Raw genomic sequence first — 23,556 nt, 5'->3', positions numbered from 1 at the left:
GGGGAGCTACGAGGGTCGGTCCTGATCTTTTCGCGATTTCCGAGCTTCGCCGAGGTACTCCTCGAGTTGCCGGGCGAGGTCCCGGTCCAGTGCGCGGTCGAGCGCGTTGTGGGCGGTGACCGTTCCTGCGCGCCGCAGCTCGGTCAGCAGTTCGGTGGCCCAATCGGATTCGGCGGTCGTCTGGGGAATCCAGCCGTCCTCACGGCCTTCGGTGACCGCACGCCGACCGGCGGAGATGACGGTGGCCGCCACCGCCGACATCTCGCCGTCGAGCCTGCGGTGGACATCGAGGATGCCGCCGAGGGAAACGCCCAGCTTCACGAGGCGTCCGTATGCCGAGACGGTTTCCTGGTCCAGAATCGTGTACTTCTCCGGCGGGTCCGCCGGGCCGTCGGGGCTGATCAGGCCGAAGTCGATGAGCTGCGCGAAATGTGCAGGGTTACGGGTGTTGAGCAGGTCGCGCAGGTCGTCGGCCGACATCGTGGTCGACGTCGCCTTCGACCACGGCTCGGAGACCACCTCCTGCAAACCCAGGACCTCGGCGAGGTCGTCGCCACGCTGGATGCCGGACAGGAAGTCGCTGATGTGACGGATCGTGAAGCCGCGTTTGAGCAGGTCGTTGATGACCTTGAGGCGTGCGAGATGCGCCTCGGTGTAGATGGCGATCCGGCCCCGGCGGACCGGTCGGGGCAGCAGGCCGCGGTCCTGATAGCCGCGCACGTTGCGCGTCGTCGTACCGGCCGCGCGCGCGAGATCGTCGATCCGATACTCAGTCACGCGGTCATTGTCCCAGATGGCGTTGTCCTCACGGTGCGAGACCGCGTGCGATCAGCTCGAGGATGTGTTCGAAGTTGGCAGCGGTGTCGACGAACGGGGGAGCGGATCCGGCGAGTTCCAACGCGACGGCACCGTGCACGCACGACCACGCCTGCAGCGCGAATTCGTTGGCGTCACCTGAGATGATGCGTCCCGCGACCTGTCCGTAGCGGATGATGTCGGCCAGCGCCAGGAAGCCGCGGGCGGCCACCTCGAGGTCGGCTTCGCACTCGCTGGAGAACATCAACGAGTACAACACCGGGTTGGCCAGCGCGAACGTGCGATAGGCCCGGCCGCTGTTGCTCAACCGGAGTGCCGGGTCGTCGTCGGTGGCGGCGATGGCCGACGCGAACTCCGCGAACCCGTCGGTGACCACCGCGTCGATCAGGCCTTCCTTGCCGTCGAAGTGGTTGTAGACGCCCATCGGCGCGACGCCCGCCTCGGCGGCGACGGCACGCACTGTCAGCCCGGCCACGCCGTCGCGCTCCAGGATCTTTCGCCCGGCCGCGATGAGACCGACGCGGATGTCGGGGCCGGAGGTTCGAGTGCGTGATTTTGCCGAGGACATATTGACAACCTACTAGAACAGTGTTCTTCTTGAATAGAACAACGTACTACAACAATAGATCGATGTTCCACAAACTCCGAAGGGCACGTCATGAAGACGCTGAACAATCGTTGGTGGGCGCTGGGGGCGCTCTGCTTCGCCGAGCTTCTGGTCATGGTCGACAACACGATCGTCAATGTCGCGCTGCCGACCATGGCCCGCGATCTCGATGCCGGGATCTCCGGGCTGCAGTGGATCGTCGACGCGTACACGCTCGTCTTCGCCGGGCTGCTGCTGACCGGCGGCTACCTCGGCGACCGGTTCGGTCACCGGCGCATGCTGATCACCGGCGTCGTCGGATTCATGGCAGTCTCGGTTGCCGCGGCGTCGACGCAGGATCTCGCGCAACTCATCGCCACCCGCGGTGGCCTCGGAGTCTTTGCTGCACTGGTGTTTCCGGCGACGCTGGCCATCATCACCACGATCTTCACCGAGGCTTCCGAACGTGCTGCGGCCGTGGGTATCTGGGCGGCGACGTCGGGCGTGGCAGTGGCCATCGGACCGGTCCTGGGCGGCTGGCTTCTCGAACACTTCTCCTGGACATCGGTGTTCTGGGTGAACGTCCCGCTGGGGGCGGTCGCGCTGGTGGCGATCCTCGCGGTGGTGCCCGGTACCCGGCCGGAGGTGGTCGCACCGTTCGACCTGCTCGGACTGGCGCTGTCGATCGCGGGCCTCGGGCTGCTCACCTACTCGGTGATCGAAGGACCGCACTTCGGCTGGTCGGATCCGCGGACCCTCGGGGGACTTGTTGTCGCACTGGGTCTTCTGGCTCTGTTCGGCTGGCGCGAGGCGAGGATCGATCACCCCATCCTCGACGTCCGGCTCTTCACCAATCGCCGCTTCGCGACCGCGGCGGGCATGATCAGCGTCGCGTTCTTCGCGCTGTTCGGTTTCATCTTCCTCATCACGCAGTTCTTTCAGGCGGTCAAGGGCTACGGTCCCTTTGAAGCAGGCCTTCGCACACTGCCGTTCGCGGTCGTCATGGCGGCGCTCTCGCCGGTGGCGATGGCGTTGTCGCACCGATTCGGTGCGCGGCCGGTCGCGGTCACCGGCGCATTCCTGATGTCGGGTGGATTTGCCTTGGTCGAGGTGTCGTCGCGGATGTCGGGCTACTGGGAGCTCATCATCTGGTCGATGTCGCTGATGGCGGCCGGTCTCGCGTTCATCTCCGGACCGTGCACCCAGCTCATCATGGATTCGCTGCGGCCCGAGCAGGCCGGTGCGGGCAGCGCGGTCAACGACACCACCCGGGAGATCGGCGGCACCCTCGGTGTGGCCGTCCTCGGGTCGATCCTCACGTCCGCGTACGTCGCCGGCGTCGGAAATCGATTGTCGGACATCGGAGTACCCCGCGAGGCGCGCGAGATCGCCGAACAGTCGGTGATGGCCGGCGGCGCGGTCGCCGATCAGGCGCCGAGTGCCGTGGCCGACACCGTGCGAGCCGCCATACAGGACGTGTTCATGGACGGTCTCCACAACGCCGTGTGGGCGGCCGTCGCGATCACCGCCTTCGCCGGGCTTGCGGCACTGTATCTGCTCCGCGGGCATACCGCCCCGGAGGGATCAGAGGTCGAGCGTGAGGTTGTCACCGCGACTTCGTGATACGCACGTGAGCATGGTTCCGGCCGCGCGCTCGGGCTCGGTCAGGATGTTGTCGCGGTGATCGATCTCGCCCGACAATGTCGCGACCTTGCACGTGCCGCAGAATCCCTGCTGGCACGAATAGGGCACCGACGGCAGGACCCGGCGAATCGCGGCCAGCGCGGATTCGTCTGCGGCCACGTCGATCTGCTGTCCGGTGGAGGCAAGCGTGACGGTGAACGGTTCACCGTCCTCGACGGGAGGCGGGGAGAACCGCTCGTAGTGAAGTTCGATGTCGGCGCGGTCGGCGAGGTGCGTCCGCAGGCGCTCGAGCATCGGAACGGGTCCGCAACAGTAGACCGCCAGACCGCCTGGGGCACGGCCTGTTTCCGGGTCGACCGGACCGAGTAGTTCGTCCATCGTCGGTAGACCGACTGGGACATGCGCCCCGCTCGCTCCGCTCCCGGCGGCGGCGTCGTCGGTGCGGATGGTGATCTTGTCGCCGAACCGGGCCACCTCGTCGCGGAACGGGATCGAGTCCGCGGTTCGGCCGGTGTAGATCATCGACCAGTCGAGCCCAAAGCGTTCGGCAGCCGCGAGCATCGGCAGGATCGGGGTGATGCCGATCCCGGCGGCGATGAATCGGACCGAGCGTGCGGGCGATCCGTGGCCGGGGACCGCCAGCGGAAAGGCGTTGCGCGGTCCCTTGATCGAGATGAGGTCACCGATCTTCAGAGTGTCATGCACCTCGATCGACCCGCCACCGCCGTCGGGGATGCGGCGCACCGCGATCCGGTAGGTGTAGCGGTCGGCGGGGTCGCCGCACAGTGAGTACTCACGCATCCGCCCGGACAGAAGTAGGAGGTCGAGGTGGGCGCCCGCATGCCAGCGGTGCAGCATGCCGCCGTCGGGAGCCGCGAAGGTGAGGGCGACGACGTTCTCGTCCTCGGCAACCACCTCGCGCCGAACGACTTTCACTGTCGTCACACCGTCGTTCTCGGCGGTGTGACGCAGCGGTGACATCGGCCGCCAGAAGGGCCACCACGCCTTGGCGATCACCGTGCCGAGCGTGAGCAGGGGGTCGTGACGCCACCGCCCGTGCAGATGCGGGGGCGGCGACGTGAGTGTCGTCGTATGTGGGTGGGCGCGCTGGTTCATCGGGCGTTGGGGTTCACTGTGCGTTGCGAGCAGCCGGCGACGATGCCAGGTAGGCGACGGCCTGTGCGGTGGAGCCGATCTCGTCGGGATGGAAACCAGGTCGGAAATAGCTGAAAGTCGACAAGATGATCTTCCACATCTGGGGTAGCACCCCAGCACGTACGCCGCGGAAATACTGATACTTGCGCGCGAACATGTTGTAGTGCAGCGTCTTGTCCTGCTTGGTGATGTACCGGAAGCCTCGATGGACGAGAAACAGAAGTACGGGCAGCGCCAAGAGCATCGCCCGACCCCGACGCAGGTAACTGTCGCCGAAATACACCGCGACATCGTGGGCCACGGCGCGATGCTCCACCTCTTCGGCGCCGTGCCAGGTGAACAAGTCCGTCATGGTCGGGTCGGCGTCGTGCTCCACCCACGTGTTGTTGAGGGCGAAATCACCGAGAAGTGCCGTGTAGTGCTCGAGAGCCGCGATCAACCAGAGTCGTTCGACGAGGTGCTTCTGGCGCGCCGATGCGCTGCCCTTGTCCATGGGGGCGAGGACCTTTCGGAAGATCCACTCGGCCTGGCGGGCGTACGGACGCGGGTCGATACCGTGGTGGTCGAGGAACTCCCAGAGCACGTGGTCGTGTGCCTCGGCGTGCATCGCCTCCTGGCCGATGAAGCCGCGCATGGTGGCGGCCAACTCGTCGTCGGTGACGAGCGGCAGCGCCTCGTTGTAGGTCTGGACGAACCAGCGCTCACCTTCGGGCAGAAGGAGATTGAGCACGCTGACGAAGTTCGACGCCACCGGGTGACCGGGAATCCAGTGCAGCGGCGTATTCGACCAGTCGAAGGTCACGTTGCGGGCGTGCAGTTCGACCGGTCCGGGATCCCAGTCGTGATCGGAGTCGTACGCGTGTGCGGTCATGAGTCCTCCTACCGTGCGACCTTCTGGCGTGCGCCGAACCGTGACAGCCACGGCGCGAATCGGTAGACGCGATAGCCGATCTTGGCCTCGGGGGTCACCGGGACCACGGCCTTGTTGCCGATGATCGCCTTGACGATGTCGCGGGCGACGCGGTCGGGGGTGAAGCCGCGTCGCTGATAGAACGCGTCGAGTCGATTCCGTTGTTCGACTTCGGTTTCGGCGTCGACACCGGCGATCGGTGTCTTCGACACGATGTTCGTGTCGACGATGCCGGGACAGATCGCGCTCACGCCGATGCGATGCTCGGCCAACTCGCCGCGTAGCGACTCGGAGAACAGCAGGACGCCGGCCTTTGCTGCCGAGTAGATACCGAGGTCGCGGGACGGGGTGAAGGCCGCGGCCGACGCGACGTTGACGATCTGCCCGCCGACGCCGCGCGCCACCATCTGACGTCCGAACTCCCGGCTGCCGGTGATGACGCCGCGCAGGTCGACCGCGAGCAGCCGGTCGATCTGTTCGTCGGTGGCATCGAGAACCGAACCGGCAAGCGCGATTCCGGCATTGTTGACCACGATGTCGGGGACGCCGTGCTCGGCGCGGACCTGCTCGGCGAAGGCCACGAAGGCCGCGGTGTCGGAGACGTCGAGCTCGAAGGGCGTCGCCTGTGCGCCGTACGTCTTGGACTCGCGTGCGGTTTCTTCCGCGGACGGGAGGTCGAGGTCGGCGAGAACCAGCTCACAGCCCTCCTCGGCGAGCGCGTACGCGGTCTCGCGACCGATGCCGCTGCCCGCGCCGGTGATCACTGCGAGCTTGCCGGACAACGGCTTCGGCGCACCGAACACTCGGGTGCGATCGACGAGACCGGCCACCGTGGTGTCGCCGGACTGAGCGGCGATGAACTCGCGTGCGGTCCTCGCCAGGTAATCGGGCCGGGTGAGCGGCAACCAGTGTCCTGTCGGTGTGCGTCGGCGCCAGATGCGTTCGGTGTAGAGGTGGGTGTCGTCGAAGATGCTCGGCCGCAGGGCGATATCGCGGTCGTTGATGACCTCGAGGACGGGCACCGCGGTGGGGCGAGGTTCGGGATTGCGCAACTTGGGCCGAATGTTGGCTCGGTACAGACGAAGTCCCGAGATCATGTCCTCGCGCAGGGTCGGCGCGAAGGTGGCGTTCTCGCGGGGCGTGCCGTCGACCCGATGGAGGAACTCGCCCCACAGGCGCGGTGAACCGGTCAGCTGGAAGAACACCTTCGGAACCACCGGCAACTGGAAGATCGCCGTGTAGGCCGACGAGCCGCTCTGTGCCAGCGCTTTGGCCAGGTTGCGGGGTGTCGGCCGACTCAGGTTCTTGCGTGCCCATGCCCCGAGGTAGTCGAGGTTGGGACCGGACACCGATACGAACGATGCGATCCGGCGCTCGGCTCCGGGCCGGGTGACGGCCTCCCAGGAGATCACCGAACCCCAGTCGTGCGCGAGCACGTGTACCGACGCGTCCGGGCTCACCGCGTCGGCGACCGCGAACAGGTCGTCGGCCATCTCGCTGAGGCGATAGGGTGCGTCGCCGGTCGGGCGATCGCTCTCGCCGAATCCGCGGCAATCGTAGGCGACGACGTGGAAGTCCTCGGCCAGCTGCGGCGCTACGTGCGTCCAGAGGTGGTGGCTGTCGGGCCAACCGTGCACCAGGACCACCGTCGGGCGCCCTGGTTCGAGCGTGCCCAACTCGAAAACGGCCAGGTTCACCCCGCCGTTGGTGACAACTCGCTTGCGCCAGTCGACCATGAATCTCCCCTTCGAGTCATCGGATGGGGATAGACGTTACCAACGGTTACAGGAATACTCCAGAGCTATTGGCGGTACGACGACAGGAAGTTGCCGATGCGCTCGATGGCCTCGCCCAGGTCGCGTGACCAGGGGAGGGTTACGATGCGGAAGTGGTTGTGGTCGTCGAGGTTGAAGCCGGTGCCCTGCACGACGAGGATCTTCTCCTGCAGCAGCAGGTCCTGGACGAACAGTTCGTCGTTGTGGATCTCGTGGACCTCGGGGTCGAGGCGCGGGAACGCGTACAGCGCGCCCATCGGCTTCACGCAGCTCACGCCGGGGATCTCGTTGAGCTTCTCCCAGGTGACATTGCGCTGCTCGAACAGGCGACCGCCGGGCGCGACCAGCGCCTCGATGCTCTGGTACCCGCCGAGCGCCACCTGGATGGCGTGCTGGCCGGGCACGTTGGAACACAATCGCGTCGACGCCAGGATGCCGAGACCCTCGATGAAGCCGGTCGCGTGGTCCTTGGGGCCGGTGATGACGACCCAGCCGGCGCGGTACCCGCACACCCGGTAGGCCTTCGACAGGCCGTTGAAGGTGAGGCACAACAGATCCGGGGCCAGCGACGCGATGCTCACGTGCTCGGCGTCGTCGTAGAGGATCTTGTCGTAGATCTCGTCGGCGAGGATCAGTAGCGAGTGCTCTCGTGCCAGGTCGACGAGTTGCTCGAGCACCTCCCGCGAGTACACCGCGCCCGTGGGGTTGTTGGGGTTGATGATGACGATCGCCTTGGTGCGATCGGTGATCTTCGACGCGATATCTGCGATGTCGGGGTTCCAGCCGTTGTCCTCGTCGCACTTGTAGTAGACCGGACGCCCGCCCGACAGGGTGGTCATGGCGGTCCACAGCGGATAGTCGGGGGCCGGGATGAGCACCTCGTCGCCGTCGTTGAGCAGCGCCTGCATGGTCATCGTGATGAGCTCCGACACCCCGTTGCCGAGGATGACGTCGTCGACGTCGAAGTACGGGAAGTCGGGGATGAGCTCGTAGCGCGTGACGACGGCGCGGCGGGCCGAGAGCACGCCCGCCGACTCCGAATAGCCCTGCGAATAGGGCAGCGCGTGGATCATGTCACGCATGATCACGTCGGGCGCCTCGAAACCGAACAGTGCCGGATTGCCGATGTTGAGCTTGAGGATGCGATGCCCCTCGGCCTCCAGTCGCGCCGCGTGCGCGTGCACGGGTCCCCTGATCTCGTAGCACACGTTCTGCAGCTTCAGTGACTGCTCCAGTGGCTTCAGGTTCTGATTCAGGTGCGATACATGTGGCCTACTCACCAGTACATTGTCGCAGCCGCAGGCAAACCGATTTTTCGGTCCCTCCGGTCAGTCGTGCTTTGCCTCATAACGCAGCAGCACGATGCCGCCCGGGAAGGTACGGGTCTCCAGCAGTCGCATGGAGATCCACGACGGCAGCGTCGGGAAGAACGGGAGACCGCCGCCGACCGCGGTGGGCGCGACCACGAGTCGGAATTCGTCGACGAGTCCGGCCTGCACGATCGGTGCGGCCAGCGTCGGACCGGCGACTTCCATCTGGCCGTCGGTCTCGGCCTTGAGCTTCTTCACCACGTCGACGGGGTTCTCCCGTTCCAGGCGTGAGTTCCAGTCGACGGACTCCAGCGTGCTCGAGAACACGACCTTGGGCATGTCGCACCAGACCTGGGCGAAGTCCCGCATTATCGGGGTTGCGTCCGGGTCCTCGTGGACGGTCGGCCAGTGTCCCGACATCAGCTCGTAGAGCCGCCGCCCGTAGAACGACAGTGCGGTCTCGCGCTCGAAATCATTCCAGTATTGGTGCAGTTCCTCGCTCGGATCGGACCAGTCGATGCTGCCGTTCACATCGGCGATGTACCCGTCAAGCGAAACGGTGAAGCCGTAGATGAGTTTGCCCATGCAGATAAGACTGCATCAAAGGACGAAATTCATCGACGAACGTTACGCCGTAGATTTGTGCCACCAGGTGACACAAATCTACGGCGTAGTGCGATCTCTACTTGTGCCCCGGACGCTTCTTGCCCGCGGCGATACCGAATCCCTTGGCCTTCGACGCCCCGACCTCGGCGATGGTGCGACCGTCATCGGGTCCCGCGCCGTTCGACGACGTGCCGTTGGACGACGGGGTCTCGCTTACCTCGGGCGTCTCGGCTGCTTCGGCCTCGGGTGCCTCTGCGACTTCGGGCTCCGGTTCCGGCTCGGGCTCTGGCGTCGGTTCCGGCTCTGGCGTCGGTTCGGGTGCGGCTGCCGGCTTGGGTGCCGCCGATCCTGCACCGCCCGGACGCTTCTTGCCCGCGGCCATGCCGAAGCCCTTGGCCTTACCCGGCTTGTCCTCGGTCAAAGCGGTTGCCGCACCGGCAGTTTCGGCCACCTCGGACTCGGGCGTGGCCTCCGCGACCTCCGGCTCTGGGGTCGACTCCGGCTCGGCGGGCGCACTTTCCGGTGCTGCCGCCGCGGCCGGCTTGGGTGCCGCCTTGCCGATGCCCCCTGGTCGCTTCTTGCCCGCGGACATGCCGAATCCCTTGGCCTTGCCGGGCTTCTCCTCGCTGACCGCCGCCGCGCTGCTCACTTCGGCAACAGGCTCGGCCTCTGCGGTCTCGGCTGCGGCAGGCGCAGTTTCGGCCGCTGCGGATTCTGCCGCAGGCTTGGCAGCCGGTGCCGCCTTGCCAATCCCGCCGGGGCGCTTCTTACCCGCGGACATCCCGAATCCCTTGGCTTTGCCAGGCTTTTCCTCGCTGACGGCAGCCGTTGCGGTGTCGGCGGTCGGCTCGGCGTCCGCAGCGGACTCCGACACCTGGCTTTCGGCCGGGGCGGTGACACCCGCAGCAGGAGCCGCAGCACCCGGCTTCTTGGCACCTGGACGCTTTGCAGCGCCCATGCCGAAGCCCTTGGCTTTCGCCGGTTTCGGTTCCGCCGCCGATTCGACCGCTTCCGACGACTCTGCCTCGGCGGGCGCCGGAGCAGCCGATCCGGCGTCTGTCTTGGCGGCACCGGGCTTCTTCGCCTTGGCGCCCATGCCGAATCCCTTGGCGGCGGGCTTCTTCTCGGCGGCGGGAGCGGCTTCTGCCGGTGCCTCTGCTGGTGCGGCCTTTGCGGCTGCGGAACCCGGCTTCTTGCCACCCTTCATGCCGAGGCCGACCTTGGCCTTCGGCTTCGACCCGGCCTCCGCGGCCGGTGCGGCGGCCGCAGCCACCTTCTCGGGTTCGGGCTCTGGTTCCGGCTCTGGTTCGGGAGCGGCCGGTCGCGGTCCGAGGAAGCGTCCGCCCAGCTTGACCTCGGGCGCACCGCGCTTGACCGACTCGAGAAGCATCTGGGCGACGTCGACGACCTCGACCTTGCCCTCGTTCTCGGTGCCGGACGTCCGGGCCGTGACGCCGTCGGTCAGCATGACGCGGCAGAACGGGCAGCCGGTCGCGACCTTGGTGGGTGCCTTGCCGACCTGGTCGCCGAGGGTGTCGAGCGCTTCGTCGACGCGGTCGATGTTGATCCGCTTGCCGATCTGCTCTTCCATCCACATGCGCGCACCACCGGCGCCGCAGCACATCGACCGTTCGCCGTGACGCGGCATCTCGGTGAGCTGTCCGCCCGCGGCGGCCATCAGCTCACGCGGCGCGTCGTAGACCTTGTTGTGGCGGCCGAGATAGCAGGGGTCGTGGTAGGTGACGCCCTCGCCGAGCGGCGCGACCGGTACCAGACGCTTCTCCCGCACCAGGCGGTTCAGCAGCTGGGTGTGGTGCACCACTTCGTATTTCCCGCCCACTTGGGGATACTCGTTGCCGAGTGCGTTGAAGCAGTGCGCACAGGTCACGACGATCTTCTTGCGCTGCTGCGGCGCGGTAGAGAACACCTCGTCGAACATGGCGATGTTCTGTTGCGCGAGCATCTGGAACAGGAATTCGTTGCCCGCGCGTCGGGCCGAGTCACCCGTACACGTCTCGCCTTCGCCGAGGACGAGGAAGTTCACGGCTGCGACGTCGAGCAGTTCGGCGACGGCCTTGGTGGTCTTCTTCGCGCGGTCCTCGTATGCGCCGGCACAGCCGACCCAGAACAGGTACTCGAAGCCCTCGAACGACTCGACGTCCTTGCCGAAGACCGGGATGTCGATGTCGATCTCGTCGATCCAGTTGGTGCGGGCCGAGCTGTTCTGGCCCCACGGGTTGCCTTTGTTCTCCAGGTTCTTGAACATGCCCGCGAGTTCGGTCGGGAAGTCCGACTCGATGAGCACCTGGTAGCGGCGCATGTCGAGGATGTGGTCGACGTGTTCGATGTCGACGGGGCACTGTTCGACGCAGGCGCCACAGGTGGTGCAGCTCCACAGGGTCTCGGTGTCGATGACCGCTCCGAGCGCCTCGGGATCGAACGCACCCTCCTCGGCGACAATGCCCTCGCCACCGCCGAGCGCACCCTTGGATTCACCGACGAGCTTGCGGGCGGCCTCGGCGCGAGCGGCCTCGGGGATGGCGTTCAGCTTGTCCTCGAGCACATTTCCGTCGGCGTCGACGAGACCCACCTCGTCGCCGCCCATGTCCTTGCGACCACCGGCCAGCAGGTAGGGCGCCTTGGCGTAGCCGTGGTCGCGCAGCGACATGATCAGCAGCTTGGGCGACAGCGGCTTACCGGTGTTCCACGCCGGACACTGCGACTGGCATCGACCGCACTCGGTACACGTGGTGAAGTCGAGCCAGCCCTTCCAGGAGAAGTCCTCGATCTTGCCCGCACCGAACGCGTCGACGTCGGGGTCGGCGGTCTCCATGTCGAGAATCACGCCATTGCTCATCATCGGCTTGGCCGCACCCAGTGCGACGCCACCGTCGGCCTCGCGCTTGAAGTAGATGTTCGGGAATGCCGAGAAGCGGTGCCATGCGACACCCCAGTTGATGTTCCGGCCGACCACCGCGAGCCACACCATGCCGCTCATCAACTTGATCACCGCGAAGATCGACACCAGCGTCGGGGAGGCGGGCAGGATCTTGGCGACCTGCATGGTGAAGAAGTCGGAGTACGGGTCGCTGTGGTGATACGTCGCGATCTTCGACGCCTTCACCATGATCATGCCGAGACCCTCGAGCAGCACCACGATCTCGACGAAGTAGGCGGCGCCGAACCGGGAACCGGAGAAGCGCGAGATCCGCTCGGGCACGCGCGGATGGTTGAGCTGGCGGATCACGATCAGCGTCATGATGCCCACGACGGTCCCGATGCCGAGCAACTCGTCCCACAGGTGCCAGATGAACCAGTCGCCGAACACCGGCCAGTGGAACTCCGGGTTGATGGACTGGCCGTACGCCTCGAACCACAGCAAGAAGCCGCCGAGGAAGCCGATCATCACCAGCCAGTGCGCCCAGCCGACGGTCCGGAACTTCGTCATCCGCGTGTGGGCGATGAACTCCTTGATCATCGTGCCCAGGCGTGGCAGCAGCGGCCAGAAGCGTGCGCTGTCCACGCGTTGGCCCTGCGAGATGGTGCGGAACATTCGCCAGACGCCGCTGAGGAACAGAGCCCAACAGAACAGGCTGATGACGGCGGCCGTCGTGCCGATGGCAATCGTGGTGGCTGTCACGGGCGCGTACCGGCCTTTCTCCTAGGTCGTCCGCCGCCGTGGTTCGCGCTGTGCGCAGGGCTGATGCACCACTGGTCGACGGTGTACTACAGGTAACCGTAAATCCTCGCGCCCCCGGCGCGCTGCCAAGGATGACCTAACTAACGTTCTGTCGGGCGAGACATGTTACCCAGATAATACTCACGAGTAACTTACTGTCTAGTCAGGTTGAGGCCCGCTGGGTGTGTCGATCGCCACCTCAGGGCTTGGTCGACGCCACTTTTTCCAGTTCTTCCAGAGATGTGTCGAGATGGGTCAGCAGGCGCTGCAGGCTCGGCAACTGGGCGCGTGCGCCGATCAGCCCGAAGTTGATGTGCTCGGCGGTGCTGGTCACGGTGATGTTCAGGGCCAGACCCTCCATGGGGATCGACACCGGGTACACGCCGTCGAGCCGTGCGCCGTTCCAGTACAGATGCTCCTTGGGGCCTGGCACGTTGCTGATGATGATGTTGAACTGCGGCGGCGTGTATTGCACGACACCCGGGATGGTCGCGAAGGCGAGCGGTGCGAAGTTCGCCGCGCCGAGCGCGAGCGCCTGCAGCGGACGCAGGCCCCGGATCACCTCTTTGCTCTTGCGGGTCGACGCGACGATGGATCGGAGTCGCCGCTCGGGATCGGGCTGGTCGGTGGCCAGGCTGACGAGGATCGCGCTGACCGCGTTGCCGTCCTTGTCGTCGTCGGTGTGCATCGACACCGGCACCGACGCGACGAGCGGCTTGTCCGGCAGCGCGTCGTGATCGATGAGGTAGGCGCGCAGGGCTCCGGCGCACATGGCCACGACGACGTCGTTGACGGTGATCTGCATCTCCGACGCGACGGTGCGGATGCGGCTGATCTCCCATTGCTGTGCGGCGAATCGCCGGGCGCTGCCGATGGCCACGTCCAGGATCGTGCGCGGCGCGGTGAGTCCGGGTGCGACGAAATCGGGGTCGGTCATGCCGGTGAGCGCGACCTTCGCCGCGGCGGGTGCCATGCCCGCTATCTGGCCTGCGACATCGAAGACTCCGCCGATCCGCGACGCGATGCTGGGGCTCGGTCGGGCAGGCCGACGCTTGCGGCGGTTGACCAGTTCCGGGTCCCAGGGTGCGCTGCCGTTGCGGTCGTCGGGATCGTTGGACAGCGTGCGTTCGAGCAGTCGTAGCGCCGACACGCCGTCGACGAGTGAGTGATGGAGCTTGGAGTACAGGGCGACCCGACCGTCCTCGAGGCCTTCGATCACGTGGAACTCCCACATCGGCCGGAAGCGGTCGAGCAGGGCGCCGTGGTTGAGCGACACGTAACGCAGCAACTCGAGGATCCGGCCCGGTCGGGGCAGCACCGTGCGTCGGACGTGGTAGTCGAAGTCGATGTCGTCGTCGTAGGACCACGCCACATTGCCGAGCAGCGTCACCGGCGACGCGGGACGCTTCCGGAACATCGGATGGACGTCCTTGCATTGGTGGAACGTCGCGAAGATCTCCTCGGCGAGTTCGGTCGCCGACTGACCTTCGGGAGGCACGAACAGTTGGAGGCCGCCCACATGCATGGGTTGCTCGCGAGTCTCGGCAATCAGGAACATCGATTCCGTGACGGGCATATACGGCATCGCTCGACCTCACTTTCGCGATGCTGTGTGACCCCCGGCACACATGGGCTGCTGATTGCTTCAGTATCGTCCCGGCAGTGCACAGAGGTGGTCGCTATCGGGCAACTGATAGGTGTTTCACAGTCCGAGGTTTCGGGGTTCTCGGGGGTTTCGGGCGTGCGGCGGTGCTCGTCGGACTGGTCGTGGTCGAACTGATCGTCACGGTGGCGGCCACCTGGATGTACGTCGCGTCGGTCGGGCGGATCTTCGACGCCGACGAATTCGCGGGTCCGCGCACGGCGCTGGTGCTCGGATCACTCGTCGACGACGGCGAACCCGGCGACTACGTCCGCGGCCGGCTCGACACCACTCTTGCTCTCTACCGGTCGGGCAAGACGGACCGAATCATCAATTCCGGCAACGGCTCTGCCGAGGCCGGCAACGAACCGGCCGTGATGCGCGCGTATCTCCAGGAGCGTGGGGTGCCGGCCGCCGACATCGTCGACGATCCAGCGGGATTCGACACCGAGGCGAGTTGTCGGCGCGCACACGACGTGTTCGGTGAACGGGAAATGGTCGTCGTCACCCAGGACTTCCACCTTGCGCGGGCGATTGCACTGTGTCGCGACCGCGGAGTCGACGCGGTCGGGGTGAACGCCGAATGTCCTTGTCCGACATTGACTATCGTCCGCAACCACGTCCGCGAACTGTTCTTCGCGCAGCCGCGGGCGTTGTGGTCGATCGTCGGTTGACCCGGTTCACCACCAACGCAACGACCGCTGCAGGTCCGTTTCCAGCTGCGGGATGAAGCTCCGGATGTAGGTGGCCGTCAGGTGGTGGAAGTCGCGGTACACGACGATGTTGCCGACCACCGCGGGGCAATAGGTGTCGTTGCAGATGCCGTCGGTGTAGTCGAGGAAGGTCATGTTCGGATACTTGCCCGCGATGGCGATCGTCGGGTCGACCGGCGACATCGCACGATCCCGGTCGACGCCGCACACCTGCGGCTTGCGGCCGGTCGCCAAACACTCCGGCGGCTTGAGTTTTGCACTCACCCAAGGGTTGTCGCGCAGGGCGATAACTCGTTGGCCGCGGTCGCGGAACTGCGCGAAGATCTCCTCATAGTCGGACGGTACGTAGTCGCCCGGGCCTTCTTCGGCCGGGCGGGTGCTGTTGGTGAACACCACGTCGGGCTTGTCGACGGCGAGTTGCGCCATCACGCGCCGCGACCATTCGTTGCATTCGGGGTACTTGCGGCCGAACCAGGTGTAGACGTGCGATGTGGTCAGCGCGCACCCGACGCGCAGGTAGGTCTTGATCCTGAAGTGGTACCGCTGGCCGATGATGTTGAGTGCGTCGATCCACTGGTCCGCGTGGGAGCCGCCGACGAGCGCGATGGTGCGGGTGGCGGTCGGGTCGCCGTAGACGCCCGAGCGGATGCGGTCGGGAGCGTCGGTGAACTGTCCGGTGACCGAATCCTCCCAGGTGATCGGCCAATCCTTCGGCGCCAGTTCGGGACTCGGCTGCATGGGGACGTTCGGCACGCCCGCGTCGTACAGGTAGGCGCGTGCTCCGGGGTAGAGGCGCGGGTCGAGATTCAACGTGTCGACCGTGGCGTTGGCGGCGTCGCGCTGCCAGATGGTGACGGTCGCCGCGCTCACGACGGTCGCGGCGACGAGCGCCAGCACCAGGATGCGTCGGTACTGCTTCGAGCCGCCGCCGCGTCCGGACCGCAGCGGTGCTTCGACGAATCGTGTGGTCGCCCACGCGAGTACCACCGAGACCGCGAGAATCCCGGTGCCCTCGAGCCACGACACGTCGTCCTGGTAGCGCCAATTCAGGTAGAAGATCAGCAGCGGCCAGTGCCAGAGATACAGCGCGTACGCGATCGATCCCAGCCACACCAGACGGGGGTGGGCCAGTGCGCGGCTGGTCGGGGTCGGCCCGGTGGCGGTGGCCGCGGTCTGCGGCGAGCCGACCCAGATCAGCAGCAGCGTCGCACCGACCGGTACCAGCGCCCAGGCCGCCGGATATTGCGCCACACCGACGATCCACCAGCCGCACGTCACGATGAGCAACAGTGCGCCGACGCCGAGCCAGGTGCGCAGGCGCTGCGGTAGTGCGAGCCGAGGCATCCACACCGCGAGAAGGCCACCGGCCAACGGCTCCCAGAGTCGTGCGACGGTGTCGTAGTAGTTGAACGGCTGGTTGATGCCATGCCGGTATTGAGCCCACGCCAGCGAGAAGAGTGCGACGACGGCCAGTGTGCCGCCGACGATCCCGCGGATCACCGTCGGCCGTCGAAGTACCTCGAAGCGTCGCGCCAGTGCCTTCAGCAGCCCGCCCAGGAGGAGTGCGCACACCATGGTGATGACGAAGAACTGGCCCTGCATCGACATCGACCACAGGTGCTGCATCGGGCTGATCGCGGAATCGGCCGCGGCGTAGTCCTGCGACTGAAACGCCAGGTGCCAATTCTGGTAGTAGAGCGCGCTGGCCTGCACCTCGGCGCCGAGCGGACCCCACCGGGTCTTCGGCATCACCAGCGCGATCAGCAACGTGACGACGGCCAGAACGAGGAAGAGCGCGGGGATGAGTCGTCGGAACAGGCGCCACAGGCGGGGGCCGGGATTGATGGCCCGATTCCACGACACCGACGCCGGCTGCGTCGCGATGACGTGTTTGAGCAACGACGCGACAAAGAAGTAGCCGGACAGCGTCAGGAAGACGTCGACTCCGCCGGACACCCGGCCAAACCAGACGTGGAAGATGGCGACCAGCGCGATCGCGATTCCGCGCAGCCCGTCGAGGTCGAGCCGGTAGCCCGACGTGTTGCCGGTCGCGGCGTCCTCGTTGGGCGTCGCGACCGACTTCTCATCGGTCATGGGCGTGCGCACAGCCGGAATCGTACTGCGTCTAACCCTCCCCGCCGGGCCACGGCACCGGCACGCTGTGCGCGGACCACAACGTGAGGGAGAAACATCATGACAGCAGACAGCCGTCGCAAGGTCGCGATCGTCGGCGCGGGACTGGCCGGAACCAGTGCCGCGCTCGGATTCGCCGACGCCGGATTCGACGTGACGCTCTACAGCGACCGCGACCGCGCATCTCTGCGCAACGAGGTGCCCCCGACCGGTGTCGGCGTGCTGTTCGGCAAGTCGCGCGAATGGGATGCCGAGATCATCGACGATCTGTACGAGGTCGGTAACACCACCGGTATCAGCGTTCGCCTGCACTCCGGCAGTGGCGACGAGCGGGCCGACGTGCTCGAGTTCAACCCCGACTACGGCTATGTCGCCCAGGCCGTCGATCTTCGCCTGCGTGCCGACGACCGGCTCGGTCGCTTCCTGGACCGCGGGGGTCGGTTCTCGGTGGAGTCCGTCGACCTCGACCGTCTCGACGCGATCGCCGCCGACGCCGACATCACGCTGGTCGCCACCGGCAAGGGTGGGCTGTCGACCCTGTTCCCCGTCGACGAGTCGCGCACCCACTACCGGGAGCCGCAGCGCCGCCTCCTGCAGGTCACCCTGACCGGGCTCGATCACGGCCCACAGACCTTCGCCTACCGCAGCAGCGAGGGCGGCGGTCATTCGCTGTTCAACCTCGACAGCGAGAACGGCGAGGTCTTCGTCGGACCGTTCCTGCACAAGGACGCCGGCGCCACCTGGTCGTTCATCGTCTTCGCCAAGCCAGACGGTGCCTGGGCGCCCAAGATCGACGACGTGCACGACGCGGCGTCGGCCCGCGCCGCCATCGTCGAGATCTTCGACGAGTACTTCCCGCACGACGCACCGGTTATCGAGAAGCTGCAGGTCATCGAGTCTGACCCGGTGTCGTGGCTCAAGGGCGCGGTGACCCCGACCGTCCGCCAGGCAGTCGCGACGACGCGCAGCGGCCATCCGGTGGCCGCCATCGGTGACACCGCCATCGCCGTCGACCCGGTCGCCGGGCAGGGCGCGCAGAACACGCTGATCCAGGTTGCCGAGTTGGTCAAGGCTGCGGCTGCGCATGACGGTGAGTTCGGCGCCGAATGGCTCTCGCAGGAGTTCGAAAAGCATTGGGAGCGACGCGGAAAGGCGGCGGTCGAGGTGACGCGCCTGTACCTCGGCGACCCCGACTACGCCACGCACCTGGAGTTGTCCTTCCCCGCGGCGGCGGTCGACGAGAAGATCGCGTCGGCGCTCTTCGGTCTGCTCTCGGAGCCCAACCCGTTGCTCACACTGGAGAGCCGCGACGACGTCCTCGGCTTCATCTCCGCCGTCGCAGGCGAACCGGCCGACGACGTGCTGGGCCGCTTCGAGCCGGCGGGCAGATTCACCTCGGCACCCGCGCCCGTCTCCGCCTGACGGGTTACCGCTCCTGAGCTGAGGTGCGAGTGCCTCCTACCGCTCCCTGACTCGAAGAGGTCGGTGACTAGCGCTCTGGCCTGCACATAAGCGTCCACCACCCCACCGCTCTCGGAGGTGCCCGAGGCGCCGGCCGAGGGATGCCTCGAAGGGCAGGCGAACGGGCCACGTCAGCGAGGCGCCGGACCACTGAAAGTAGGGGAAGGTTCTTCCCCTACTTTCTGCCCCTGCTTGTTGAGTCGCCCGCGAGAAAATTCGCGGGGAGGACTCCAGGGATAGGGGACGAGTTTCTTCCCCTATTTTTCGTGGATCATCGTCGCCGCGCCGCGCTCCGGCGGACGCTTCCCGCCTCTACGATCGCCGACGAGGTCGGCGGGTGGGTCGCCGATCCGAAGGGTAGTGACAGCCCGCTGAACTGGGGAAATGCAGCCTTCCGAGGAGGCGCCTCGGACACTCCGTGTCCTGTTGGAGAATCTGTGTGCTGCAGCACACGGTTGAGCCGACTCGACGCAGGGTGTGGTCTGAGGCCACCCATGGCACATCACCGCCCAGGGCGGCCTCGGCTTCGGTCTGGCCATGTCCCGCGTCGTCCTGCGAGAACTCGAGTTGAGTTGGAGAACGCGAGTGCTGCAGCACTCGCGTTCCCCAATTCGGCTCCGGTTGTCGCGAGTGCCGGCGGCGCGGATGCTCCGGGGCGACAGGGACCTCGTTTCTGGTCAGGGACCTTCGGAACTGCCGACGGTCCCTGACCGCAAGTGAGGTTTCTGGCGACACGTGCGGTTTCTGCGACGAGGGCGCGCTCTTCCCGACTCCACGATCGCCGACGACGTCGGCGCGGGTGGGTCGCTGAGGTGCTCGTTTCGTTGACAATGTGATACGAAGTCAGTCGACCGATCGATGATCGGGTCCGGATGGTGGCGAAGGGGCTGACGTGGCGAGATCGGGTTGGACGCTCGCCGATGCTCCACCCCAGACCGGTCGCACCGCGGTCATCACCGGGGCCAACTCCGGCATCGGCCGCGCTGCTGCCATGGGTATGGCCACCCTGGGTGCTCGCGTCGTCCTCGCGTGCCGCAACGAGCAGACGGCGACCGCCGCCGCCGCGGACATCGTCGACATGGTGCCGGGAGCCGAGCTGGACGTCGTCACGATCGACCTGTCCGACCAGTCCTCGGTGCGACGCGCGGCAGCAGAGATCATCGACCGAAACGACAGCATAGACCTGCTGATCAACAACGCCGGCCTGATGCGTGCGCAACGTGAGCTCACCGTCGACGGTTTCGAAATGGACTTCGGGACAAACTTTCTCGGTCATTTCACGCTGACGGGTCTTCTGCTGCCGAAGGTTTCGGGTGACGGTCGGGTGGTCACGGTCGGCAGTCACGCACACCGCACCGGCGCCATCGACTTCGATGACCTACGGCTCGACCGCGGATTCAGTTCGGCGTCGGCCTATTCCCGTGCCAAGTTGGCGCAGATGCTTTTCGCGTTCGAATTCGACCGGCGGCTGTGGGATGCCAAGTCGGAGATAGCCTCTCTGGCAGCCCATCCCGGCGGGACGCGAACCGGCGTTATGCGCGAGCAGAACCGTTTCCTGCAGTGGGCCTACTTCGCCCCGTCGCTTCGGTGGTTGACCGACCGCTTCATCATGGACCCGCCCGAAGGTGTGCTCTCGATCCTTCGCGCGGCAACTGATCCTCGGGCTATCGGCGGCGAATACTACGGTCCGACAGGACGATTGGGCCTCGCCGGCCCGCCGGCACTCGTGACGCCGTCGGCGCGCGCGCAGGATCGTGCGGTGGCCACGCAGTTGTGGGACGTGGCCGAGGACCTCACCGACGTGCACTATTCCTTCGCCTGATCGAGCCGCCCCATACGCTGATCGAGCCGACACCGAGCCGCCCACACGCTGATCGAGCCGGGACCGAGCCGCCCACACGCTGATCGAGCCGGGACCGAGCCGCTAGGCGAGGACCCGTGTCGAGATCACTATTCCGAACCGTACGACTTACCCCGCCGTCGAGACAGTTCCGGTAACAGGTCGAACCGTCCTTCGATCAATGCGAGACGCTTGGCCCGCGACCAGTTCTGGACGCTTCTCCAGCGCGTACGCCTCTGCGACAGAGGGGCATTCGAGCAAGTACACGAGCCTGACCGGTAGGCGGCTGCTCGTGTACCGCGAGCCGCGTCCACTTTGGTGCTGCTCGAATCGCAGCTCGATATTCCGCGTACTGCCGACATACAGGGTGCCGTCAGCGCATTCAAGGATGTACAAGTAGCCGATCATGCACACACTTTGGCGCTTTGGTGCCGGATAGTGGTTCGCTTGTCCACAGGGCTGTGGGCGCGGAAGTGATCTCGACACGACGCCTCGCCTGGCGGCTCGGAGTCGGCTCGATCAGCGTGGGGGGCTCGGAGTCGGCTCGATCAGCGTGGGGCGGCTCGGAGTCGGCTCGATCAGCGGTTGGGTGGCTCGATCAGCGGGGGCGGCTCGATCAGCGGACGAGACTCGCCTAATCCCGGCCAATCCGGTGTGAGGATGGTTCCGAATACCCCGCCGACGCACACGACGACAGGAGTTTCGATGCCCGACCTGAAGACACTGATCGCACCCACGACCACACCCCAGTCCCGCGGCCGGATGTTCGCACGCATCGCGCTCGGCGTGGTGCTCGCGCTCGCCGGGATCGGGCACATGACCTTCCAGCGCGACGAGTTCCAGGCACAGGTGCCCGATTGGGTGCCGCTGGGCAAGGACTTCACCGTGCTGGCCTCGGGTGTCGTGGAGGTCGGACTGGGTGCCGCGCTCATCGCGCTGCCCCGACACCGTCGCATCGTGTCGTGGGTGGTGGCGGCCTTCTTCGTCGCGGTATTCCCGGGCAACATCCACCAGTACGTGGCCGGTATCGACGCGTTCGGCCTCGACACTGACACCAAGCGACTGGTTCGCCTGTTCTTCCAGCCGGTCCTGGTGTTGTGGGCGATCGCCGCAGGCGGGGACGGACGCACCAGCGGCAAGGCATAGTTGGGTTCATGGAACTCGACGAGGTGATGAGAACGACCTTCGCGGCGCGAGAGTTCACCGACGATCCAGTGTCCGACGAGGTGCTGTGGCAGATCTTCGACCTCGCGCGGTTCGCTCCCAGCGGCGGCAACCGACAGGGCGGACACGTCGTGGTGATCCGTGATCCCGACACCCGCGCCCGCGTCGCCGAGTTGAGCAAGACAGCGGCTCGACGCTATCTCGCGCAACGCGGCGCCGGTGAGAGTCCGTGGAACCCGGTGCATCCGCCGGGCATCACCCAGCAGGAGATCGCCGAGGTGCCCGGCGTCGACGACTTTGTCGCACCGGTTGGGAAAGCCCCTGTCCTGCTGGTCTTCTCGGTCGATCTCGCGGTGGTGGCGGCCGTCGACCAGAACCTCGATCGGATCGGCGTGGTGAGTGGGGCGTCGGTGTACCCGCTGATCTGGAACACGCTGCTGGCGGCGCGGTCGCTCGGGTACGGTGGCACGTTCACCACGATGGCGGTTGCCGAGGAGCCCGCCATGCGAGAGTTGTTGGGATTACCCGATACTCACGCAATCGCGGCCGTCGTACCCCTCGGCAAGCCGGTGAAACAACTCACCAAGTTGCGACGCCGGCCGGTGGAGGAGTTCGTCACCTGGGAACGGTTCGACGGGGCTCCACTGGATGCGTAAGGTCCTCGCGGGCGCGATGCTGACCGCGGCCCTGTTGCTCGGAGCCGTTCCGGCACAACCGGCGCAGGCGTCGCCGTGGGGAACTGTTCGGATCCAGCCGTCGATGGCGGCGTGTGGCGGCACCGACCTCGTGCGGTATGCGCGCTGCGGCGCCGCGTTCACCGAACGCTTCCTGCGTAACCGCGGTGTGGGCGGCGTCGTGCGTGAGACCGTCCTTGTGCAGCAGCCGAGCGTCGGCGTCTGGCCGAGCAGCACCACGGACGGGATCTGTGGTTTCGCTCGGGTGGGTCCCATCGGTCTCGGCCTGCATCACTGTGATCGGCTGACGTTCATCGAGCCCAGGCGGGACGCGAAAATCCTGACCAGCGATGTCCGGGCGATCACCGCGCTCGTGCACGAGTCCGGGCACGGCCTTCAGGAACGGGCCGGATTCGACCCGGTCGCCGTCACGCTGTCCGGTGACAACCGGCGACTCTTCCCGCTGGAACAATCCGCCGACTGCTGGTCCGGCGTCGGAATCGCGTGGTTCGTTTCCCAGCGGATGCTGCCGTCCGCTGTAGTCCGGGAGAGTCGCAATCTGTTCCGGGAGATAGGCGATCCCGGCCATGGCGCCGGCGAGCAACGGGTCGCCGCGTTCGACGCCGGGCTCCACCGGGGTGCTGCCGCATGTGACACCATCCTCGGAGCGCGTGCCTTCCCGCGCTGAGTTGGCATCGACCAGCGGGCCCTGCACTCAGCTCACAGGCGCCGTGCGACGTAGTTCGCTGCGTCGACCGTCATGCCGTTGACCGCGTACAGGACGTGGAAAACGTTGGGCCCGCCGACCGGTGAGCCGTTGCAGATGGTGTCCGCGGGGATGCAGTACCGGACGGTCTTGTAGCGGTATGCCGGGGCAATCCGGATCGGCGGCGCGCCGACATCGCGGATGAACCGGTCCGACGGCGGACCGAACAGCACCACTGCCGCGATGTTCTTCGACAGGCTGGCCGGCAGCGGCTTGGGTGCGCGGTCGGCGTACTGGCGGTAGCGGGCGGGAACCTCGATGTTGGCCTGCACGGCGTAACCCGCGACCACCGCGCCCTGCGAGTAGCCGCCGAGCACGATCCGGGTGCGCGGGCAGGTCGCCGCGATGTACTTCACCCGGTTCTGCGCGTCGCGCACACCGTTCGCGACCGTCTGTGCGAACAGGAGTCGGTTGTTGAACTTGTCGCTCGCGGGGTAGTTGACCCCGTAGACGTTCACCGACTTGCCGGGCAGACGCTGGCGCAGAGCCGCGCCGAACGAGAGTCCGGTGAGCCCGACCGGCGGTGCGGATTCGACGGTGCCGCGCGCGAACACCACCTCGACGTCGGCGCACGGTGCGGCCATCGCCGGCGCATCGGCCACGACGATCGACCCGCCGATGGCCATCGTGAGACCGGAAATCACCAATAGCAGACGCTTGATCATCTGCCTCATGCTATGCA

At 66.4% G+C, this 23,556-nt stretch carries 19 protein-coding genes; 7 read left to right on the top strand and 12 right to left on the bottom strand.

Annotated features, from left to right (window positions below; all coding sequences use genetic code 11):
• Positions 1-6: 6 nt before the first annotated feature.
• Positions 7-777: a MerR family transcriptional regulator gene (locus tag MKW15_RS11955; protein WP_240857838.1), complete on the bottom strand. Its 771-nt coding sequence runs from the start codon at positions 775-777 to the stop codon at positions 7-9.
• 28 nt (positions 778-805) lie between these two features.
• On the bottom strand, positions 806-1,384 hold the full coding sequence (locus MKW15_RS11950; RefSeq protein WP_240857837.1) for a TetR/AcrR family transcriptional regulator: 579 nt from the start codon (positions 1,382-1,384) through the stop codon (positions 806-808).
• Positions 1,385-1,474: 90 nt separating this feature from the next.
• Here MKW15_RS11950 and MKW15_RS11945 point away from each other — a divergent pair, with 90 nt between their 5' ends.
• Positions 1,475-3,025: an MFS transporter gene (locus MKW15_RS11945; RefSeq protein ID WP_240857836.1), complete on the top strand. Its 1,551-nt coding sequence runs from the start codon at positions 1,475-1,477 to the stop codon at positions 3,023-3,025.
• On the opposite strand, the gene MKW15_RS11940 is transcribed toward MKW15_RS11945, so the two are convergent.
• From MKW15_RS11940 to MKW15_RS11910, 7 genes are all read right to left on the bottom strand, one after another.
• Entirely contained in the window at positions 2,987-4,162 is a 1,176-nt protein-coding gene (locus tag MKW15_RS11940; protein ID WP_240857835.1) for a PDR/VanB family oxidoreductase, read from the bottom strand. The two genes, MKW15_RS11945 and MKW15_RS11940, sit on opposite strands and share 39 nt — an antisense overlap.
• 13 nt (positions 4,163-4,175) lie before the next feature.
• Entirely contained in the window at positions 4,176-5,072 is an 897-nt protein-coding gene (locus MKW15_RS11935; protein WP_240857834.1) for a metal-dependent hydrolase, read from the bottom strand.
• Between the two features lie 8 nt (positions 5,073-5,080).
• Positions 5,081-6,847, bottom strand: coding sequence for an SDR family oxidoreductase (locus MKW15_RS11930; protein WP_240857833.1), 1,767 nt, complete (start codon positions 6,845-6,847; stop codon positions 5,081-5,083).
• 65 nt (positions 6,848-6,912) lie between these two features.
• Positions 6,913-8,166 (bottom strand): pyridoxal phosphate-dependent aminotransferase, encoded by a 1,254-nt coding sequence (locus MKW15_RS11925; protein WP_308221041.1) that lies wholly within the window; start codon positions 8,164-8,166, stop codon positions 6,913-6,915.
• A 48-nt stretch (positions 8,167-8,214) separates the two neighbouring features.
• The gene (locus MKW15_RS11920) at positions 8,215-8,781 is read right to left on the bottom strand and encodes a dihydrofolate reductase family protein (protein ID WP_240857832.1); all 567 of its coding nucleotides are present in this window, start codon (positions 8,779-8,781) and stop codon (positions 8,215-8,217) included.
• A gap of 97 nt (positions 8,782-8,878) precedes the next feature.
• The gene (locus MKW15_RS11915; RefSeq protein WP_240857831.1) at positions 8,879-12,442 is read right to left on the bottom strand and encodes a (Fe-S)-binding protein; all 3,564 of its coding nucleotides are present in this window, start codon (positions 12,440-12,442) and stop codon (positions 8,879-8,881) included.
• Positions 12,443-12,680: 238 nt separating this feature from the next.
• Entirely contained in the window at positions 12,681-14,066 is a 1,386-nt protein-coding gene (locus MKW15_RS11910) for a WS/DGAT/MGAT family O-acyltransferase (protein ID WP_240857830.1), read from the bottom strand.
• A 164-nt stretch (positions 14,067-14,230) separates the two neighbouring features.
• On the opposite strand from MKW15_RS11910, the gene MKW15_RS11905 reads away from it, so the two are divergent.
• Positions 14,231-14,797 carry a SanA/YdcF family protein gene (locus MKW15_RS11905; protein ID WP_374246992.1) on the top strand — a complete coding sequence of 189 codons (567 nt, stop codon included), beginning with the start codon at positions 14,231-14,233 and terminating at the stop codon, positions 14,795-14,797.
• A 6-nt stretch (positions 14,798-14,803) separates the two neighbouring features.
• Here MKW15_RS11905 and MKW15_RS11900 read toward each other — a convergent pair whose 3' ends face one another.
• The gene (locus MKW15_RS11900; protein WP_276614889.1) at positions 14,804-16,930 is read right to left on the bottom strand and encodes an acyltransferase family protein; all 2,127 of its coding nucleotides are present in this window, start codon (positions 16,928-16,930) and stop codon (positions 14,804-14,806) included.
• Between the two features lie 99 nt (positions 16,931-17,029).
• Here MKW15_RS11900 and MKW15_RS11895 point away from each other — a divergent pair, with 99 nt between their 5' ends.
• Both MKW15_RS11895 and MKW15_RS11890 read left to right on the top strand, forming a co-directional pair.
• Positions 17,030-18,391: a styrene monooxygenase/indole monooxygenase family protein gene (locus tag MKW15_RS11895; protein WP_240857828.1), complete on the top strand. Its 1,362-nt coding sequence runs from the start codon at positions 17,030-17,032 to the stop codon at positions 18,389-18,391.
• A 931-nt stretch (positions 18,392-19,322) separates the two neighbouring features.
• Positions 19,323-20,252 carry an oxidoreductase gene (locus MKW15_RS11890; RefSeq protein WP_240857827.1) on the top strand — a complete coding sequence of 310 codons (930 nt, stop codon included), beginning with the start codon at positions 19,323-19,325 and terminating at the stop codon, positions 20,250-20,252.
• Between the two features lie 147 nt (positions 20,253-20,399).
• On the opposite strand, the gene MKW15_RS11885 is transcribed toward MKW15_RS11890, so the two are convergent.
• Positions 20,400-20,678, bottom strand: a complete 279-nt coding sequence (locus tag MKW15_RS11885) for a GIY-YIG nuclease family protein (protein WP_374246989.1) — start codon at positions 20,676-20,678, stop codon at positions 20,400-20,402.
• Positions 20,679-20,975: 297 nt separating this feature from the next.
• On the opposite strand from MKW15_RS11885, the gene MKW15_RS11880 reads away from it, so the two are divergent.
• The 3 genes from MKW15_RS11880 to MKW15_RS11870 are packed head-to-tail and all read left to right on the top strand — an operon-like array spanning position 20,976 to position 22,796.
• Positions 20,976-21,416 carry a DoxX family protein gene (locus MKW15_RS11880; protein ID WP_240857826.1) on the top strand — a complete coding sequence of 147 codons (441 nt, stop codon included), beginning with the start codon at positions 20,976-20,978 and terminating at the stop codon, positions 21,414-21,416.
• An 8-nt stretch (positions 21,417-21,424) separates the two neighbouring features.
• Positions 21,425-22,090: a nitroreductase family protein gene (locus tag MKW15_RS11875; protein ID WP_240857825.1), complete on the top strand. Its 666-nt coding sequence runs from the start codon at positions 21,425-21,427 to the stop codon at positions 22,088-22,090.
• Positions 22,083-22,796 carry a neutral zinc metallopeptidase gene (locus tag MKW15_RS11870; protein WP_240857824.1) on the top strand — a complete coding sequence of 238 codons (714 nt, stop codon included), beginning with the start codon at positions 22,083-22,085 and terminating at the stop codon, positions 22,794-22,796. Before MKW15_RS11875 ends, MKW15_RS11870 begins: the two co-directional genes overlap by 8 nt.
• A gap of 32 nt (positions 22,797-22,828) precedes the next feature.
• Here MKW15_RS11870 and MKW15_RS11865 read toward each other — a convergent pair whose 3' ends face one another.
• Positions 22,829-23,548, bottom strand: coding sequence for a cutinase family protein (locus MKW15_RS11865; RefSeq protein ID WP_240857823.1), 720 nt, complete (start codon positions 23,546-23,548; stop codon positions 22,829-22,831).
• Positions 23,549-23,556: the final 8 nt, after the last annotated feature.

Source organism: Gordonia gummivorans, assembly GCF_022513585.1.
In the GTDB taxonomy this organism is placed as follows: Bacteria; Actinomycetota; Actinomycetes; order Mycobacteriales; family Mycobacteriaceae; genus Gordonia.
The sequence above is the reverse complement of the archived record's forward strand: the minus strand, read 5'-3'. Positions and strand labels throughout refer to the sequence as shown.

Excerpts from the sequence above, each read along its gene's own strand:
- MKW15_RS11945 (WP_240857836.1), top strand. The coding sequence starts at position 1,475 with ATGAAGACGCTGAACAATCGTTGGTGGGCGCTGGGGGCGCTCTGCTTC.
- MKW15_RS11930 (WP_240857833.1), bottom strand. The coding sequence starts at position 6,847 with ATGGTCGACTGGCGCAAGCGAGTTGTCACCAACGGCGGGGTGAACCTG.
- MKW15_RS11940 (WP_240857835.1), bottom strand. The coding sequence starts at position 4,162 with ATGAACCAGCGCGCCCACCCACATACGACGACACTCACGTCGCCGCCC.
- MKW15_RS11865 (WP_240857823.1), bottom strand. The coding sequence starts at position 23,548 with ATGAGGCAGATGATCAAGCGTCTGCTATTGGTGATTTCCGGTCTCACG.
- MKW15_RS11875 (WP_240857825.1), top strand. The coding sequence starts at position 21,425 with ATGGAACTCGACGAGGTGATGAGAACGACCTTCGCGGCGCGAGAGTTC.
- MKW15_RS11895 (WP_240857828.1), top strand. The coding sequence starts at position 17,030 with ATGACAGCAGACAGCCGTCGCAAGGTCGCGATCGTCGGCGCGGGACTG.
- MKW15_RS11885 (WP_374246989.1), bottom strand. The coding sequence starts at position 20,678 with ATGATCGGCTACTTGTACATCCTTGAATGCGCTGACGGCACCCTGTAT.
- MKW15_RS11870 (WP_240857824.1), top strand. The coding sequence starts at position 22,083 with ATGCGTAAGGTCCTCGCGGGCGCGATGCTGACCGCGGCCCTGTTGCTC.
- MKW15_RS11920 (WP_240857832.1), bottom strand. The coding sequence starts at position 8,781 with ATGGGCAAACTCATCTACGGCTTCACCGTTTCGCTTGACGGGTACATC.
- MKW15_RS11900 (WP_276614889.1), bottom strand. The coding sequence starts at position 16,930 with ATGACCGATGAGAAGTCGGTCGCGACGCCCAACGAGGACGCCGCGACC.
- MKW15_RS11950 (WP_240857837.1), bottom strand. The coding sequence starts at position 1,384 with ATGTCCTCGGCAAAATCACGCACTCGAACCTCCGGCCCCGACATCCGC.
- MKW15_RS11910 (WP_240857830.1), bottom strand. The coding sequence starts at position 14,066 with ATGCCGTATATGCCCGTCACGGAATCGATGTTCCTGATTGCCGAGACT.
- MKW15_RS11880 (WP_240857826.1), top strand. The coding sequence starts at position 20,976 with ATGCCCGACCTGAAGACACTGATCGCACCCACGACCACACCCCAGTCC.
- MKW15_RS11935 (WP_240857834.1), bottom strand. The coding sequence starts at position 5,072 with ATGACCGCACACGCGTACGACTCCGATCACGACTGGGATCCCGGACCG.